This window comes from Sphingomonas pseudosanguinis, from assembly GCF_014196255.1.
Classification (GTDB): Bacteria; Pseudomonadota; Alphaproteobacteria; order Sphingomonadales; family Sphingomonadaceae; genus Sphingomonas; species Sphingomonas pseudosanguinis.
On record NZ_JACIDH010000021.1, the window covers coordinates 1 to 15,401 of the forward strand.

General features: G+C 68.1%; 13 protein-coding genes. 9 read left to right on the forward strand and 4 right to left on the reverse strand.

Going from position 1 to position 15,401, the window contains the following annotated elements:
• Positions 1-354: 354 nt before the first annotated feature.
• Entirely contained in the window at positions 355-1,542 is a 1,188-nt protein-coding gene (locus tag GGR48_RS15810) for a BaiN/RdsA family NAD(P)/FAD-dependent oxidoreductase (protein WP_183952810.1), read from the forward strand.
• 43 nt (positions 1,543-1,585) lie between these two features.
• On the opposite strand, the gene GGR48_RS15815 is transcribed toward GGR48_RS15810, so the two are convergent.
• The gene (locus GGR48_RS15815) at positions 1,586-2,899 is read right to left on the reverse strand and encodes an SPOR domain-containing protein (protein ID WP_183952811.1); all 1,314 of its coding nucleotides are present in this window, start codon (positions 2,897-2,899) and stop codon (positions 1,586-1,588) included.
• A 185-nt stretch (positions 2,900-3,084) separates the two neighbouring features.
• On the opposite strand from GGR48_RS15815, the gene GGR48_RS15820 reads away from it, so the two are divergent.
• Entirely contained in the window at positions 3,085-4,119 is a 1,035-nt protein-coding gene (locus GGR48_RS15820) for an SPOR domain-containing protein (protein ID WP_183952812.1), read from the forward strand.
• Between the two features lie 34 nt (positions 4,120-4,153).
• On the opposite strand, the gene serB is transcribed toward GGR48_RS15820, so the two are convergent.
• Positions 4,154-5,038 carry a phosphoserine phosphatase SerB gene (serB, locus tag GGR48_RS15825; protein WP_183952813.1) on the reverse strand — a complete coding sequence of 295 codons (885 nt, stop codon included), beginning with the start codon at positions 5,036-5,038 and terminating at the stop codon, positions 4,154-4,156.
• Here serB and miaA point away from each other — a divergent pair.
• From miaA to GGR48_RS15850, 5 genes are all read left to right on the forward strand, one after another.
• A complete protein-coding gene (gene miaA, locus GGR48_RS15830) occupies positions 5,037-5,969 on the forward strand; it encodes a tRNA (adenosine(37)-N6)-dimethylallyltransferase MiaA (protein ID WP_183952814.1) in 933 nt (310 codons plus the stop codon). The genes serB and miaA overlap by 2 nt on opposite strands.
• A gap of 86 nt (positions 5,970-6,055) precedes the next feature.
• Entirely contained in the window at positions 6,056-7,801 is a 1,746-nt protein-coding gene (locus GGR48_RS15835; protein WP_007405118.1) for an acetolactate synthase 3 large subunit, read from the forward strand.
• Positions 7,802-7,939: 138 nt separating this feature from the next.
• The gene (gene ilvN, locus GGR48_RS15840; protein ID WP_183952815.1) at positions 7,940-8,455 is read left to right on the forward strand and encodes an acetolactate synthase small subunit; all 516 of its coding nucleotides are present in this window, start codon (positions 7,940-7,942) and stop codon (positions 8,453-8,455) included.
• Between the two features lie 67 nt (positions 8,456-8,522).
• Positions 8,523-9,542 carry a ketol-acid reductoisomerase gene (gene ilvC, locus GGR48_RS15845; RefSeq protein WP_042489895.1) on the forward strand — a complete coding sequence of 340 codons (1,020 nt, stop codon included), beginning with the start codon at positions 8,523-8,525 and terminating at the stop codon, positions 9,540-9,542.
• Between the two features lie 313 nt (positions 9,543-9,855).
• On the forward strand, positions 9,856-10,461 hold the full coding sequence (locus tag GGR48_RS15850; RefSeq protein WP_183952816.1) for a YceI family protein: 606 nt from the start codon (positions 9,856-9,858) through the stop codon (positions 10,459-10,461).
• Positions 10,462-10,506: 45 nt separating this feature from the next.
• Here GGR48_RS15850 and GGR48_RS15855 read toward each other — a convergent pair whose 3' ends face one another.
• A complete protein-coding gene (locus GGR48_RS15855) occupies positions 10,507-10,908 on the reverse strand; it encodes a BLUF domain-containing protein (protein ID WP_221211555.1) in 402 nt (133 codons plus the stop codon).
• A gap of 293 nt (positions 10,909-11,201) precedes the next feature.
• On the opposite strand from GGR48_RS15855, the gene leuA reads away from it, so the two are divergent.
• Both leuA and GGR48_RS15865 read left to right on the forward strand, forming a co-directional pair.
• Positions 11,202-12,860, forward strand: a complete 1,659-nt coding sequence (gene leuA, locus GGR48_RS15860; RefSeq protein ID WP_183952817.1) for a 2-isopropylmalate synthase — start codon at positions 11,202-11,204, stop codon at positions 12,858-12,860.
• 138 nt (positions 12,861-12,998) lie between these two features.
• Positions 12,999-13,808 carry a hypothetical protein gene (locus GGR48_RS15865; RefSeq protein WP_183952818.1) on the forward strand — a complete coding sequence of 270 codons (810 nt, stop codon included), beginning with the start codon at positions 12,999-13,001 and terminating at the stop codon, positions 13,806-13,808.
• A gap of 3 nt (positions 13,809-13,811) precedes the next feature.
• On the opposite strand, the gene GGR48_RS15870 is transcribed toward GGR48_RS15865, so the two are convergent.
• Complete coding sequence (locus GGR48_RS15870; protein ID WP_183952819.1) at positions 13,812-15,260, reverse strand: porin; 1,449 nt, start codon at positions 15,258-15,260, stop codon at positions 13,812-13,814.
• Positions 15,261-15,401 lie beyond the last annotated feature (141 nt).

The following is a 15,401-nucleotide window of genomic DNA, read 5'->3' on the forward strand; positions in this document are numbered from 1 at the left end:
ACCAAAGCCAGCAGGACCCGCGAATGCCTAAAGCAGGTCTGCTTGGCCCCCATTGGCCTTCACGCAACGCCATCGCGATGTTTCGCAACGATCCCGTAAACGGGAGGGGCGTGCCAAGCGCCTACCGGAATGCACGATCGAGGCATTTGCCGGAAACACTTTGCCTGCCGCCCCTTCTTCCTCCCCTCCCGCAAGCGGGAGGGGACCGAGGGGAGGGCAAGGGGTCTCACCGAGACCATCGCTTGCGGCCCGCGCTCCCCCATCCCCTCCCGTAAACGGGAGGGGCGTGCCAAGCAGCGATGGCAAGCGCGGCTCCACCTATCGCCCCCCGCCAAATGCCCCTAAACCCCCACCATGCAACACTATGACGCGATCATCCTCGGCGCGGGCGCGGCGGGGCTTATGGCGGCGGCGACCGCCGGGCAGCGGGGGCGGCGGGTGCTGGTCGTCGATCATGCCGATGCGCCGGGCAAGAAGATCCTGATCTCGGGTGGCGGGCGGTGCAACTTCACCAATATCGGCACCGCGCCCGACCGCTTCCTGTCGGCCAACCCGCATTTCGCCAAGTCGGCGCTCGGCCGCTACACGGCGGCGGATTTCCTGGCGCTGGTCGAGGCGCATGGCATCGCCTGGCACGAAAAGACGCTGGGGCAGCTGTTCTGCGACGGATCGGCGCGGCAGATCGTCGAGATGCTGCTGGACGAATGCGACAAGGCGACACGGTCGGGCGGGCAGGTCGACATCGCACTCGGCGCGCCCTTGGACTCGGTAACGCATGACGGCACAGCCTTCCGCATCACCCGACACGGTAACCGAGCCACCGCCCCCCGCCTGATCGTCGCGACCGGCGGGCCGAGCATCCCCAAGATGGGGGCGACCGGCTATGCCTATGACCTCGCCCGCCAGTTCGGCCTGAAGGTCGTCGAGCCCCGCCCCGCGCTCGTGCCCCTGACGCTGGGCGGCGAGGAGACGCTGTTCCGCTCGCTGTCGGGCGTGGCATCGGAGGTCGTCGCACGCGCCGGCAAGACCCGGTTCCGCGAAGCCGCGCTGTTCACCCATCGCGGCCTGTCGGGCCCGGCAATCCTGCAAGTGTCGTCCTATTGGCGGCATGGCGAACCGATCGGCATCGACTTCACCCCCGACGCCGCGCCCGACTGGCTGATCGCCGCCAAGCGCGCGCAGCCCCGGCTGTCACCGCGCCGCGCGCTGGGCCAGCATCTGCCCGACCGGCTGGCCGAGACGCTGGCCGAGCGGCTGGCGCTGCCCGCCGAGCTAGGGGCGACGACCGACAAGCTGCTGGCGGCGGCGCAAGGGCGCCTCGCCGACTGGACCTTCCACCCCAATGGCAGCGAGGGCTATGCCAAGGCCGAAGTAACGGTCGGTGGCGTCTCGACCGCCGGGCTATCCTCGCGCACCATGGAGGCGAAGACGGTGCCCGGCCTGCATTTCGTCGGTGAGGCGGTGGACGTCACCGGCTGGCTGGGCGGCTATAACTTCCAATGGGCGTGGGCCAGCGGCCGCGCGGCGGGTGAGGCGGTGTAACGCCATCCGATCCTCCCCTGACCAGCGAGGCCCGCCTGACCCCTTATAGCGAGGCCAGCCCGATTCCGGGGCGCGCCCAGTGGACCACCTGATCGCCGGCGCGCTGGCGCACGAAACAGGCGCCACCCGCACCCCGGTAGCGGCGGCATAGCATATCCGCCTGCGGCCGGGTCAGCCCGCCGACCGACAGGCGGTAGAGATCACCCTCCGGCCGGCGCAGCGTCGCGCTCGACGGGGTATAGCCCGACAGGCCGGCAAATTGGCGGGTCAGCCGTCCCCACGCCTTTTGCGCCCCCTCCTCGTCCGCGAACGCCCCGATCTGCACGTTCCAGTCACCGCGTGGCAGCGCAGTGCGGCGCTCCTCGGCGCGGCGGAGCAGCGCGGGGGTGGTGACCAGGCCGGGGGGCATCCGGGCAAGGCGGGAGGCTTGCACGGCCATCATCGGCAAGGGCTGAACCACCGGCTGCCGCGCGGCGAAGACGATCGCGGGGGCCATCGGCATCGGCTTCTGGGGGACCGGCTCGGTCGCCGCGACCTCGGTCGGCGGGGGTACAGGCTCGGCCGGCAGCGCGCGGGCCATGTCGCTGACCATCGCGACCGACGGCGCGGCGTGGAGCGCGAGCGTCAGCGGCTGGCCGGTATCCGCCGCGCGCTGCACACCCAGCAGGCCGGCAATCTGATCGGCGGGGCTGGTGGCACCCGCAAAGGCCGCCCATTCCTGCATCCGCACCTCCACATCGGCCGGGGCCATATCGGCCGAGGCGGCCATGCGCGCCATCTCCCACTGGCCGGCGAGGGCGAGCACCAGCGCGAGGTTCTGCCGCGTCTTGGCGGTCGCCCCCGGCTCCCGCGCGGCGGCGTTGAGTATCTGCACCGCCTGCCCCGTATCCCCGGCCAACGCCATCGCCAGCCCCAGGTCGGCCGCCGGGATGCGATCCGCATGCCCGCCGAGTATCGCGCGCGCCGCCGCACCGTCGCCCCCCGCGATCAGCGCCAGCGACAGGTTGAGCGCCGAACGCCCGTCATCGGGATTGAGCTGCAGCGCATCGGCAAAGGCCTGTCGCGCCGAGGCGAAGCGCCCGGCCTGAAGATAACCCTGGCCCAGCAGCGCGCGATACTCCGCCCGCTGCGGATGGGCCACGACCAGCCGCTCGGCCAGCGTCACCGCGCCGGCGCCATCGCGCTGCGCCAGGATGCGCCGTGTCTGGTCGGCGAGCGCGGCGGTCGCGCGGTCCTCGCCCGCCTTGCCGGCGTCCGCGATCGAGCGCGCCGCACGGTGATCGCCGGCGGCACAGCCGGCCAGCATCGCGGTGCCGGCGCCACAGGCGATAAGGGTGCGGATCGTCGTCATGGTCATCACCGGGTTCGAGCATGGCGGGAAGGAACGCGGGCGCGCATGCCCCCTTCCCCGTTCGCCCGTCACGCTACCGAGTGCGCTCTAAGGAAGTGTTAAGCCGTCTGCGGCATAGCCGTCCGGCTTTACCGCAACGGGGCACCGGGGCATGGATGGGCCGACGACCGCCTGGAGGATGGACGAAGATGATGCGCAGCTTTCCCCGGATCGGCACGGGGCTGACCGCTCTGGCCACCTGTCTCGTCGCGGTGCCGGCGCTGGCCGATGTAAAGGCGGGGGTCGAGGCCTGGGCGCAGGGCGACTATCGCAAGGCGGTCGAGGAATGGCGGCCTGCCGCCATCGCCGGCGATGCCGATGCGCAGTTCAACCTGGGCCAGGCCTATAAGCTGGGGCGCGGCGTTCCGGTCGACCCGACGCTCGCCGAAAGCTGGTTCCGCAAGGCCGCCGCACAGGGCCATGTCCAGGCCGCCGACAATTACGGGCTCGCGCTGTTCCAGTCGGGCAAGCGCGCCGAGGCGCAGCCCTGGCTGGAAAAATCGGTCGCACGGGGCGAACCGCGCGCGCAGCTGGTGCTGGGTACGATGCTGTTCAACGGCGACGGCGTCACCCGCGACTATCCACGCGCCTATGCGCTGATGACGCTGGCCTCGCAGAACGGGCTGAAGGCCGCGTCCGAGACGCTGGCGCAGATGGACCAGTATATCACCCCCGCCGACCGGCAGAGGGGCACCCAACTCGTCCAGCAATATGCGGCACGCGCCGCCGCCATTCCCACCCCGGCCGCGCTGCCCCCCGAGGCACCGCGCCGCATCGTCGACAATCGCGGGTCCATGCCGGTGCAATCGGTGCCGATACCGCCTTCGGGGCCCGCCACGGCCGGTGCCAGCTATGCGGTGCCGGGCCAGGAACGCCCCGCCGCCGAGCCGCCCCGCCCTACCCAGCCCGCACGCGTGGCCGCCAAGCCGCAACCGCAGCCCAAAGCGCAACCCAAGCCTCCGGTCGCGACCAGCGGCCCCTGGCGGATACAGCTCGGCGCGTTTCGCGATCGCGGCAATGCCACCGCGCTATGGCAGAAGGTTCGCGGACGGCTGGGCGGCGCGCAGCCTTCCTATGTTACCGCCGGTGGCGTGACCCGGCTCCAGGCCGGCGGCTATGCCAATCGCGCACAGGCCCAGTCAGCCTGCACCCGATCGGGCCAGCCCTGCGTGGTGGTCGCACCCTAACCCCCCATATCGGGGCGGCGTTCAGATTGCCGGCTCAGGCCTGAACCCACTCGGCACGCGCGATGCCCTGCGCATAAAGGAGAGCGGTCAGGTCGTTGTGATCGACCCGCGCCGCCGCCGCGCCAGCGACGATCGGCTTGGCGCGATAGGCGATGCCCAGCCCCGCGCGGCGGATCATCGCCAGGTCATTGGCACCGTCGCCCACCGCCATGCTCTCGGCCGCATCGATGCCAAGATCGTCGAGCGCGGCGAGCAGCGTCTTTTCCTTGGTGTCCGAGCCGACGATGGGCTTGCGCACCGTGCCGGTCAGCTTGCCATGCGCGATCTCCAGATAATTGGCGATGGCGCGGTCGAAACCGATTTCCGCCGCGACCGGCTCGGCGAAGCGGGTGAAGCCGCCCGACACCAGAATGGCGTGGCCGCCCCGCGCCTTCATCGTGCGGACCAGCGTCCGCGCGCCCGCCATCAGCGTGACCCGCTCGGCCAGGCATTGTTCGATGACGGCCTCATCCAGCCCTTCGAGCAGCGCCACGCGCGCGTCGAGCGCGGCGGCGAAATCGAGTTCGCCGCGCATCGCGCGTTCGGTCACCTCGGCGACCTGTTCCTTGATCCCGGCATAGTCGGCCAGTTCGTCGATGCACTCGACGGTGATCATGGTCGAATCCATGTCGGCGACCAGCAGCCGCTTCCGACGGTGCGCCGCCGCCTGCACGATGACGTCGGTCGCGTCGAACCGCCCCTCCAGCGCCTCACGCGCCGCCAGCGGATCGCCGGTGAAGTCGAGGTCCGCCGCGACACCCGTATCGATCCAGCGCGTTGCCGAGACGGTGCAGCCCGCCGCCGCCAGTTTCGCCTGCGCGGTCGTCAAATCGGCATCGGCCAGTTGGCCCTTGGCTGCTATCAGCGTGGCGATGAACATGGCGAACTCCTCTGACCGACCCAGGGTCGCGCTCATCGCAGGGCCGACCGCCAGCGGCAAGTCCGCATTGGCGCTCGATCTGGCCAAGGCGACCGGCGGCACGATCATCAATGCCGATTCGGCGCAGGTGTACCGCGACCTGTCGATCCTCACCGCCCGGCCCGCGCCCGACGAAGAAGCGCAGGCCCCGCACCGGCTGTTCGGCCATGTCGACGGCGCGGACACCGGCTATTCGGCGGCGCGCTGGGCGGCAGAGGCACGCGCTGCGATCGAGGACAGCGTGGCGGCGGGATCGCTGCCGATCCTGGTCGGCGGCACCGGCCTTTATATGCGCACGCTGCTCGACGGCATCGCGCCAGTGCCCGACATCGATCCCGCCATCCGCGCCCAGGTCCGCGCGCTGGCCGTCACCGAGGCGCATGCCGCCCTTTCACGCGAGGACCCGGTATCGGCCGCCCGGCTGAATCCCGCCGACACCACCCGCGTCGCCCGCGCGCTGGAGGTGGTGCGCTCGACCGGCCGGCCGCTGCACGAATGGCAGGCCCGGAAGGAAGGTGGCATCGGTGACCGCATCACCCTGTCGGCCGTCATCCTGCTCCCCGACCGCGACTGGCTGAACGCGCGGATCGACCGGCGTTTCGGCGAGATGCTGGACGAGGGGCTGGACGAAGCCGCCGCCCTGCTCGCAAGGCCCGACCTGTCCGACAACGCCCCCATCCGCCGTGCGATCGGCGTGCCCGAGGCCGCTGCGCTGCTGGCGGGCACCATGACCCGCGCCGAGGCCGAGGCGGCCGGCGCACTCGCGACAAGGCGTTATGCCAAAAGGCAATATACCTGGTTCCGGCATCAGCCCGGCCCCGATTGGACGATGATTTCCGACACCCGACCGGATGTGCGCCGCAACATAATAGAAACTTTATTACGTCTTTGACGGTTGACGCGCACTTTTTAAACCTGTAGCCGCGCCATTCCCGACACGCCCCGTCAGCGGGCAACGGATGCAGAAGGACGAAGACGATGACCGAGAAAAGCGGAGCCGATATCCTGGTCGAGGCGCTGTGCGATCTCGGCGTGGAGGTCGTCTTCGGCTATCCGGGTGGTGCGGTGCTGCCGATCTATGACGCCATGTTCAGGTCGAAGCGCATCCGCCACATTCTCGTCCGCCACGAACAGGCGGCGACCCATGCGGCGGAGGGCTATGCCCGCTCGACCGGCAAGCCCGGCGTGGTGCTCGTCACCTCCGGCCCGGGCGCGACCAATGCGGTCACCGGTATCACCGACGCGCTGCTCGATTCGATCCCGATGGTGGTCATCACCGGCCAGGTGCCGACCGCGCTGATCGGCACCGACGCGTTCCAGGAAGCGGATACGGTCGGCATCACGCGCCATTGTTCCAAGCACAATTACCTCGTGAAGGACCCCGCGCGTCTGGGCGAGGTGGTGCATGAGGCGTTCCATATCGCGACCTCGGGCCGCCCCGGTCCGGTCGTGATCGACATCCCCAAGGACGTGCAGGTCGCCACCGCCCGCTATCAGAAGCCGGGTCCGATCCGTCACAAGACCTATCGCCCGCAGGTGAAGGCCGACCAAGCCCAAATCGAGCAGCTGGTCGACATGCTGGCGGCCGCCGAACGTCCGATCCTGTATACCGGCGGCGGCATCATCAATTCGGGTCCGGCCGCGTCGCAGCTGCTGCGCGAACTGGCCCGCATCACCGGCGCGCCCGTCACCTCGACCCTGATGGGTCTGGGGGCGTTCCCGGCCAGCGACCCGCAATGGCTGGGCATGCTGGGGATGCACGGCACCTACGAAGCCAATATGGCGATGAACCAGGCCGACCTGGTGGTGGCGCTGGGCAGCCGCTTCGACGACCGCGTGACCGGCCGCCTGGACGCGTTCAGCCCCAACAGCCGCAAGGTCCATGTCGATATCGACCGGTCGAGCGTGAACAAGAATGTTCGCGTCGACCTGGCCATCATCGCCGATGTCGGCCACGCGCTGGAGGATGCGGTGCGCATCTGGAAGTCGCGCCAGCATCCCAAGCCCGACACCACCGAGTGGCAGCGCCGCATCGCAGGCTGGCGCGCGGTCGGCTGCCTCTCCTTTCCGGAAGCGGGCGACGCGATCATGCCGCAGCGTGCGATCCGTGCGCTGTACGATGCGACCAAGGCGCGCCAGCCGATCATCACCACCGAGGTCGGTCAGCACCAGATGTGGGCCGCGCAGCATTTCGGCTTCGAAAAGCCCAACAAGTGGCTGACTTCGGGTGGTCTGGGCACCATGGGCTACGGCCTGCCCGCCGCGATCGGTGCGCAGCTCGGCAATCCGGGGGCGCTGGTGATCGACATCGCGGGTGAAGCCTCGATCCAGATGAACATCCAGGAGCTGGCGACGGCGACGCAATATCGACTGCCGGTCAAGATCTTCATCCTGAACAACGAATATATGGGCATGGTCCGCCAGTGGCAGGAACTGACCTATGAGAGCCGCTATGCCGAAAGCTATTCGGACTCGCTGCCCGACTTCGTGAAGCTGGGCGAGGCTTACGGGTGGAAGGGCATATTGATCGAGCATCGCGACCAACTGGAGGACGGCATCGCCGCGATGCTGGACCATGACGGGCCGGTGATCGTCGACTGCCGCGTGGCCAAGCTCGCCAACTGCTTCCCGATGATCCCGAGCGGTGCCGCGCATACCGACATGATCCTGCAGGCCAATGAGGTATCGGGCACCATGGACGACGAGGCCAAGGCGCTGGTTTGACGACCATTCCCCTCCCGCAGGCGGGAGGGGTTAGGGGAGGGCTTTTCCCTCCCTCGCCTTCCCTCCCCCGGCCCCTCCCGCCTGCGGGAGGGGAGAGGATATACGGCCCGCCATCACGGGTGCGCAGAAAGAAGACCGATGCACATCAAGACCGAACAGGTGGAACGCCACACGCTGGCGGTGATCGTCGACAACGAACCGGGCATCCTCGCCCGGATCGCGGGTCTGTTCACCGCGCGCGGCTATAATATCGAGAGCCTGACCGTGTCGGAGATCACCGCCGACAAGGCCGTCAGCCGCATCACTATCGTTACCAGCGCCTCGCCGCCGGTGATGGAGCAGATCATCGCCCAGCTCGACCGGCTGGTTCCCGTCCACAAGGTCACCGACCTGACCGTGCTGGGCGACCATGTCGAGCGCGAGCTGGCTCTGGTGAAGGTGGCGGGCACCGGCGACCGCCGGATCGAGGCGCTGCGCCTGGCCGAGGTCTACCGCGCGCGCGTGGTCGATGCGACGATCGGCAGCTTCGTGTTCGAGGTGACCGGCACCATCGCCAAGATCGACAAGTTCGTCGAGCTGATGGGCGAAGTCGGCCTGGTCGAGGTCGCCCGCACCGGCATCGCCGCCATCTCGCGCGGCGCCGAAGCGGCCTGAACCACCCGAAGTTTCCAGACTATCATGAGGCCCGACGCGGCCCGCCTATTTCGAAAGGGAAGTTGAAATGCGTGTCTATTACGATCGCGACGCCGATCTGAACCTGATCTCCGAGAAGAACATCGCCATCCTGGGTTACGGCTCGCAGGGCCATGCCCATGCGCAGAACCTGCGCGATTCGGGGGTCAAGAATGTCGCGATCGCGCTGCGCCCCGGTTCGGCCTCGGCCGCCAAGGCGGAAGCGGCGGGCTTCAAGGTCCTGTCGAACAAGGAAGCGGCCGCCTGGGCCGACATCCTGATGATCCTGGCCCCCGACGAGCATCAGGCCGCGATCTATGACGCCGATCTGAAGGGCAATATGAAGCCGGGCGCCGCGCTCGCCTTCGCGCACGGCCTGAACGTGCATTTCGGCCTGATCGAGCCGCCTGCGGACATCGACGTCATCATGATCGCGCCGAAGGGCCCCGGCCACACCGTGCGCAGCGAATATGTGCGCGGCGGCGGCGTGCCCTGCCTGATCGCGATCCATCAGGACGCCAGCGGCAATGCGCATGACGTGGCGCTCGCTTACGCCTCGGGCGTCGGCGGCGGTCGCTCGGGCATCATCGAGACCAATTTCCGTGAAGAGTGCGAAACCGACCTGTTCGGCGAGCAGGCCGTGCTGTGCGGCGGCGCGACCGCGCTGGTCCAGGCGGGCTTCGAAACGCTGGTCGAGGCGGGCTACGCCCCCGAAATGGCCTATTTCGAGTGCCTGCACGAGCTGAAGCTGATCGTCGACCTGATGTATGAGGGTGGCATCGCCAACATGCGCTACTCGATCTCGAACACCGCCGAATATGGCGACATCAAGACCGGCCCGCGCATCATCACCGAAGAGACCAAGAAGGAAATGAAGCGCGTCCTCGCCGACATTCAGTCGGGCCGCTTCGTGAAGGACTTCGTCCTCGACAACCGCGCCGGCCAGCCCGAACTGAAGGCCAGCCGCATTGCCGCCAAGCGCCACCCGATCGAACAGGTCGGCAGCGAACTGCGCGCGATGATGCCGTGGATCGGCGCGAACAAGCTGGTGGACAAGGCGAAGAACTGATTTTTCGTCTTGGGGGTTGGCTCGGTGAGACACCTTTCCCTCCCCCATCCCCTCCCGCCTGCGGGAGGGGAGCGCTGTTTGGCAGTCGTTATCCATAACCGCTACCTATCGGCGCGCTTCTAAGTCAGTCAGCGCGCTTGCCGCAGCCGCTGGCACGCCCCTCCCGCAGGCGGGAGGGGATGGGGGAGGGCAAGGGGCCTCGCAGAGACCACCCTCCCCACCCCAACGGAAACGCATCGTTGCGACCTTGGCCTTTGACGCGCGTTAACCCCGCGCCCCACAAAGGCCATCGTTCAACAGGGAGTACCCACCCATGCGTTTCGTCCTTCCCGCCGCACTGGCGCTCGCCACCATCGCCGCCCCCGCCATCGCCCAGACCCAGCCGGGCGCCGCCGTTGCCTCGCGCGTCACCGCCGGCACCTATGCTGTCGACCCCGCCCATACCCAGGTCACCTGGGCCCTCAACCATATGGGCTTCACCATCCTGGAAGGGCAGTTCGGCGCGTCGGAAGGCTCGCTGACCCTCGACCCCGCCAAGCCCCAGGCGGCCAAGGTCGACGTGACCTTCAAGATCGACGAACTGTCGGTCACCAGCGCCAAGTTCGCCGAGCATCTGAAGTCGAAGGATTTCTTCGATGCGGCCACTTATCCGACTGCGCGCTTGGTCTCGACCGGCGTCAAGGTCATGGGCAACAAGGCGGTCATCACCGGCAACCTGACCATCAAGGACCAGACCAAGCCGGTGACGCTGAACGCCACCTTCTTCGGGGCAGGCACCAACCCGATGTCGAAGAAGCTGAACATCGGCTTCCGCGCGACCGGCAAGATCAAGCGTTCGGACTTCGGCGTCGGCGCCTATGCCCCGGTCGTGGGGGACGAGGTCGACCTGACGATCAACGCCGCCTTCACCGCGCAGTAATCCGCCATTCGGTTCGCCCCTGGCCGCGATACGGCCGGGGGCGGATCAGAACAGGCGTTTCAGCCCCGCGAAACTCTCGAACGTCGCGCGCACCGCCGGCGACGCCTTCGCCGCCAGCCGCCCGATCCGGCCGATCAGGACCGCACGGTCCTCGCCATCGCGGGCATGGCCCATCGCCCAGTTGCCGAACTCGCGCGCCACGACCATCCGGTCGGACAGGATTACCAGCGCGTGATGCCGGGGATCGGTGGCGATATGGCGATAGAGCCTCTCCACCGCCTCCACCTCGCCCTCCAGCGCCTGGAGGAAGCGTCGCCCGTCATAATAAAGCAGCCCGGTCACGCCCGACCGGGCGTTGTTACGGCGGGAGACATGCAGGATCGCATCCGGGTTGATCGCCCCGGGATCGCCCTTCACGCTGCTGATATAGACGAGTTGGCGTATCATTCCGATGTTCGCGTGCCCGATGGTTGCCGGCGTCCAATCCCATCGATGCCGAGTGGCGACTTAACAAAGCGTGCACGCGCCCCCCGCCGGATATAGACAAGCCCGGCCCGACGCGGCATGAACCGCTGCATCATGATCGCCGCGCTGCTGCTCCGTTCGCTTCGACTTATCCGCCCTTAGGGGAGGATCGGCGTGGCCATGCGCGACTTCCCTAAGGGCGGAATGAACCATAAGCCTATCCCCGCCGCGCCCCTGGCCTGACGCGGCCGAGACTGCTGGAAGACCCGACGATCATGCTGCGCGATCCCTCGACCAAGTACCGCCCCTTCCCCACCATCGCCTTGCCCGACCGGCAGTGGCCGAACCGTACGATCACGAAAGCGCCGCGCTGGCTGTCGACCGATCTTCGCGACGGCAACCAGGCGCTGATCGATCCGATGGACGCCGAGAAGAAGACGCGGATGTTCGACCTGCTGGTCAAGGTCGGGCTGAAGGAGATCGAGGTCGGTTTCCCGAGCGCGGGCGCGACCGAGTTCGACTTCATCTCCGGCCTGATCCGCGAGGATCGCATCCCCGAGGACGTGACCATCCAGGTGCTGACCCAGTCGCGCCGCGACCTGATCGAGCGCAGCTTCGAAAGCCTGGAGGGCGCGCGCACCGCGATCGTCCATCTCTACAATGCGGTCAGCCCGGCGTGGCGCAAGATCGTGTTCGGCATGACCCGCGACGAGGTTCGCCAGATCGCCGTCGAAGGCGCCAAGATCCTGCGCGACGAAGCGGCCAAGCGGCCGAACACCGACTGGTTCTTCGAATATAGCCCCGAGACCTTCTCGACCGCCGAGCTGGATTTCTCGGTCGAGGTCTGCGCCGCCGTCATGGACGTGCTGAAGCCGACGCCCGACCATCCGCTGATCCTGAACCTGCCCGCCACGGTCGAATGCGCGACCCCCAATGTCTATGCCGACCAGATCGAATGGTTCGGGCGCAACATCCCGAACCGCGATTCGGTGGTCATCTCGCTCCACACGCATAACGACCGGGGCACCGGCGTCGCCGCCGCCGAACTGGGCGTGATGGCGGGCGCGGACCGGGTCGAGGGCTGTCTGCTCGGCAATGGCGAGCGCACGGGCAATTGCGACCTCGTGACCGTCGCGCTCAACATGTACACGCAAGGCGTCGACCCCAAGCTCGACCTGTCGGACATCGACGAGGTGGTGAACACGGTCAATTACTGCACCAACCTGCCCGTCCATCCGCGCACGCCCTATGCGGGTGACCTGGTCTTCACCGCCTTTTCGGGCAGCCATCAAGACGCGATCAAGAAGGGCTTTGCAGCCCAAGCGGCGCGCAACGACGATCTGTGGGAAGTGCCCTACCTCCCCATCGACCCCGCCGATCTCGGCCGTTCTTACGAAGCCGTCATCCGCGTCAATTCGCAGTCGGGCAAGGGCGGCGTCGCCTGGGTGATTGAGCAGGACAAGGGCTTGAAGCTGCCCAAGCGGCTCCAGGCCGATTTCAGCCGCCATGTCCAGGCGATGGCCGACGCGACCAGCCGCGAGCTCAACGCCGCCGATATCTGGGGCGGGTTCGAGGCGACCTATCTGCCGCGCGAGGGCGACCGGTTCGTGCTGCGCGATTATGAGGAAAGCGGCTCGACCGGCCAGCGGACCTTTATCGGCCGCGTGCAGGTGGACGGCGAGGAACGCTCGATCTCGGGTCGCGGCAACGGCCTGATCTCCAGCGTGATCGCGGCGCTGGCTGACACGACCGGCCCGAACCTGGAAGTCATCGACTATAACGAGCATGCCATCGGCCACGGCGCCGATGCGCAGGCCGCCGCCTATGTCGAGGCGCGCACCCCCGATGGCCGGGTGGTGTTCGGCGTCGGCCTCGACACCGACATCGCCACCGCCAGCGTTCGCGCGGTGCTGTCCGCCGCCAACCGGGCCTGATGCGCCCGACCTCTGCCCTTCTCGGCTAAGACGACGCGCCGTGCCGGCCATCGGAGCGTCATTTCTTCCTCCCCTGCAAGGGGCGGTGACGGACCGAGGGTCTGACGCAGGGGTGTCCCGGCTTATGGTGTTTCCATCATGAGCCTCGACACCCCTGCCTCCCCTCCGTCGTCGCTCTGGAGCCTCATACCCGAGCGATACCGCGACCGGTTGCGCGAGCGCGGTGCCTCGCTGACGCTGACGATCCTCGCGCATCTGCTGCTCGCCTGGCTGTTGCTGCACCTGGCGCCCAAGCTGATCACGCCAGACAAATCGCCTTCGCTCAGCACCTTTTCGGTCTCGCCCTCGAACGAGAATGCCGGCGCGCCGGTGCCCAAGACGCGCACCGTGACCCGCAAGCCCACCGCCGCCGGCGGGTCGAAGGCGCCCGCTACCGAGAAGCAGCCCGACACGCCGACGCCTCCGACCGAGAAGCCGGCGGAGACGACGCCGACCCCGGCCTGGCAATGGGGTGACAAGTCGCTGTTCGATGCGGGCAACATCGCCGCCCTGCCCAAGGGATCGGGCAAGGGCGTCGGGTCGAGCGAGGGCGACGATCGCGGCGAGGATACCGCCTCGGCCTATGGTCCCGGCGAAGGCCCCGGCGGCAAGCGCCTCTACAACGCGCAATGGTATCCGCGCCCGCCCAGCGATGCCGAACTGCGCGGCTATCTGCGCAACCCGCCGCCGCCGGGCAGCTGGGCGCTCATTGCATGCCGGACCATAGCCGATTACCGGGTCGAGAATTGCCAGATCCTGGGCGAGTCCCCCGCCGGTTCGGGCCTCGCCCGCTCGATGCGCGAGGCGGCGTGGCAATTCCGCGTCCGCGCGCCGCGCATCGGCGGCAAGGAAATGGTCGGCGAATGGGTACGCATCCGCATCGACTTCACCACCCGGGGCGGCGGCTGATCCTCAATAGGTGAATTGCAGCTGGGTGCGGATCAGGTCACCGGTCGCGCGGCCGGTCCGTCGCGAATCCGCCTCGCGCCGCTCCATCCGGGCATAGGCGAGCGTCAGTTCCAGCGCCTCGACCAGTTGCAGCTCGACGCCGGCCTCCCATTCGTCGGTTTCGAGCCGCGGCGCGTCGGCATTGGCCTTCCACCCGCCGCGATAGCGCTGCCAGCGGACATAGGGAATGGCGCGGCCGACCGGGGTCCGCCCCAGATTGCCCATCAGCTGGACATAGCCACCGCCCAGCGGCGACGATCGCACCATGCGCAGATCGCTGTCGAACTGCGGGCCATAGCCGCTGGTCCATTCGGTCTGGATGCCAAAGGGCTGCGGATAGAGGATGGCGTGGAAACCGACGCGTTCGTCGCGATAGCTTTGCGTGCTGACCCCGCCGCTGCGCAGTTCGGGGCGGAAACGGTTGAACAGCGCCGACCCGCCGACCTCCAGCACCTGCCCCCGGAACAAGGGACCCAGGCGATCGAGTTCGATCGGCCAGGTCGCCATCGCGACCTTCATCACCGTCGGGTTGCGCTCGGTGCGGTTGGTCCCCTGCCCGTTATAGACCGACAGTCCGAACGCGCCGTAATTGCCGAACAGCTTCTGCTTGGCCTTGGTCAGCCGGTCCCAGATCGCCTGGACGCGGTCGGGCGTGTAATAGAGGTTCATGCCGACATCGCGCTCGCCTGGCACGCCGCTGTTCATCGCATCGGACCGGTCGAACGGCACGCGGTTGGACGAGGATTGCAGATTCTCCCATCCGAACGGCACCTTGGACTGGCCGAAGCGCAGCCGCAGGCGGCGCTCGGGATCGAGGAACCAGTCGACATAGACGTCGCGCAGCTGGCCGAAATTCTCGCGCCGTTCCGCACTCGACTGGTTGTTCACCGCCGTGCCGAAGTCGTGCTGGAAATAGAGTTGCAGCCGGTCGGTGATGTCGCCCTGCAGCACCAGCCGGACGCGGCGCAGCAGGAAGCCGCCATCCTCGTTGATCGAACTGTCATGCACCGAGCGCAGACGCGATCCGGTGTCGGACGGCGGGCCGTCCTCGTCCAGCACGGCATTGTAGCGCAGCTGCGTATAGCCGCGCAGGCGGAACCGTTCATACCAGGGCGCGCGGGCGGATGGAGGCTTGGCGGCGGCGATGCGCGGTGCCGGGGCGCTGGCCGGGGGCGTGGTCGCCGCCAGTTGCGGCTGGGCTGCGGGAGCGGCCGGGGCGGCGGGCGGGATCGCCGGTGCCGCGACGGTGACGGCCCCCTTTTGCGCGTCGGTCAGCGCCTTGATCTGCGCCTTCAGCTCATCGATCTGGCGTTGTAGCTCCTGCACCGTCTGCGCGGCGGCCGGCGCCGGGCAGATCGCCAGCGCGATGGTGGCGGCCAGCCCGTAGCGGGCACGATGGGGTTTCGACTTCATCACCATGCTGGTTCCGCCCTGTTTGCGGCGGCTTAGGCCAGCCCCCGGCCGGTTCGCAACAGATTGATGACAGTCCGGTGATAATTCGATGACAGCGCTGGGCCACCGCCATGCGATGGACCCATTCCTCACCTCGGGGGA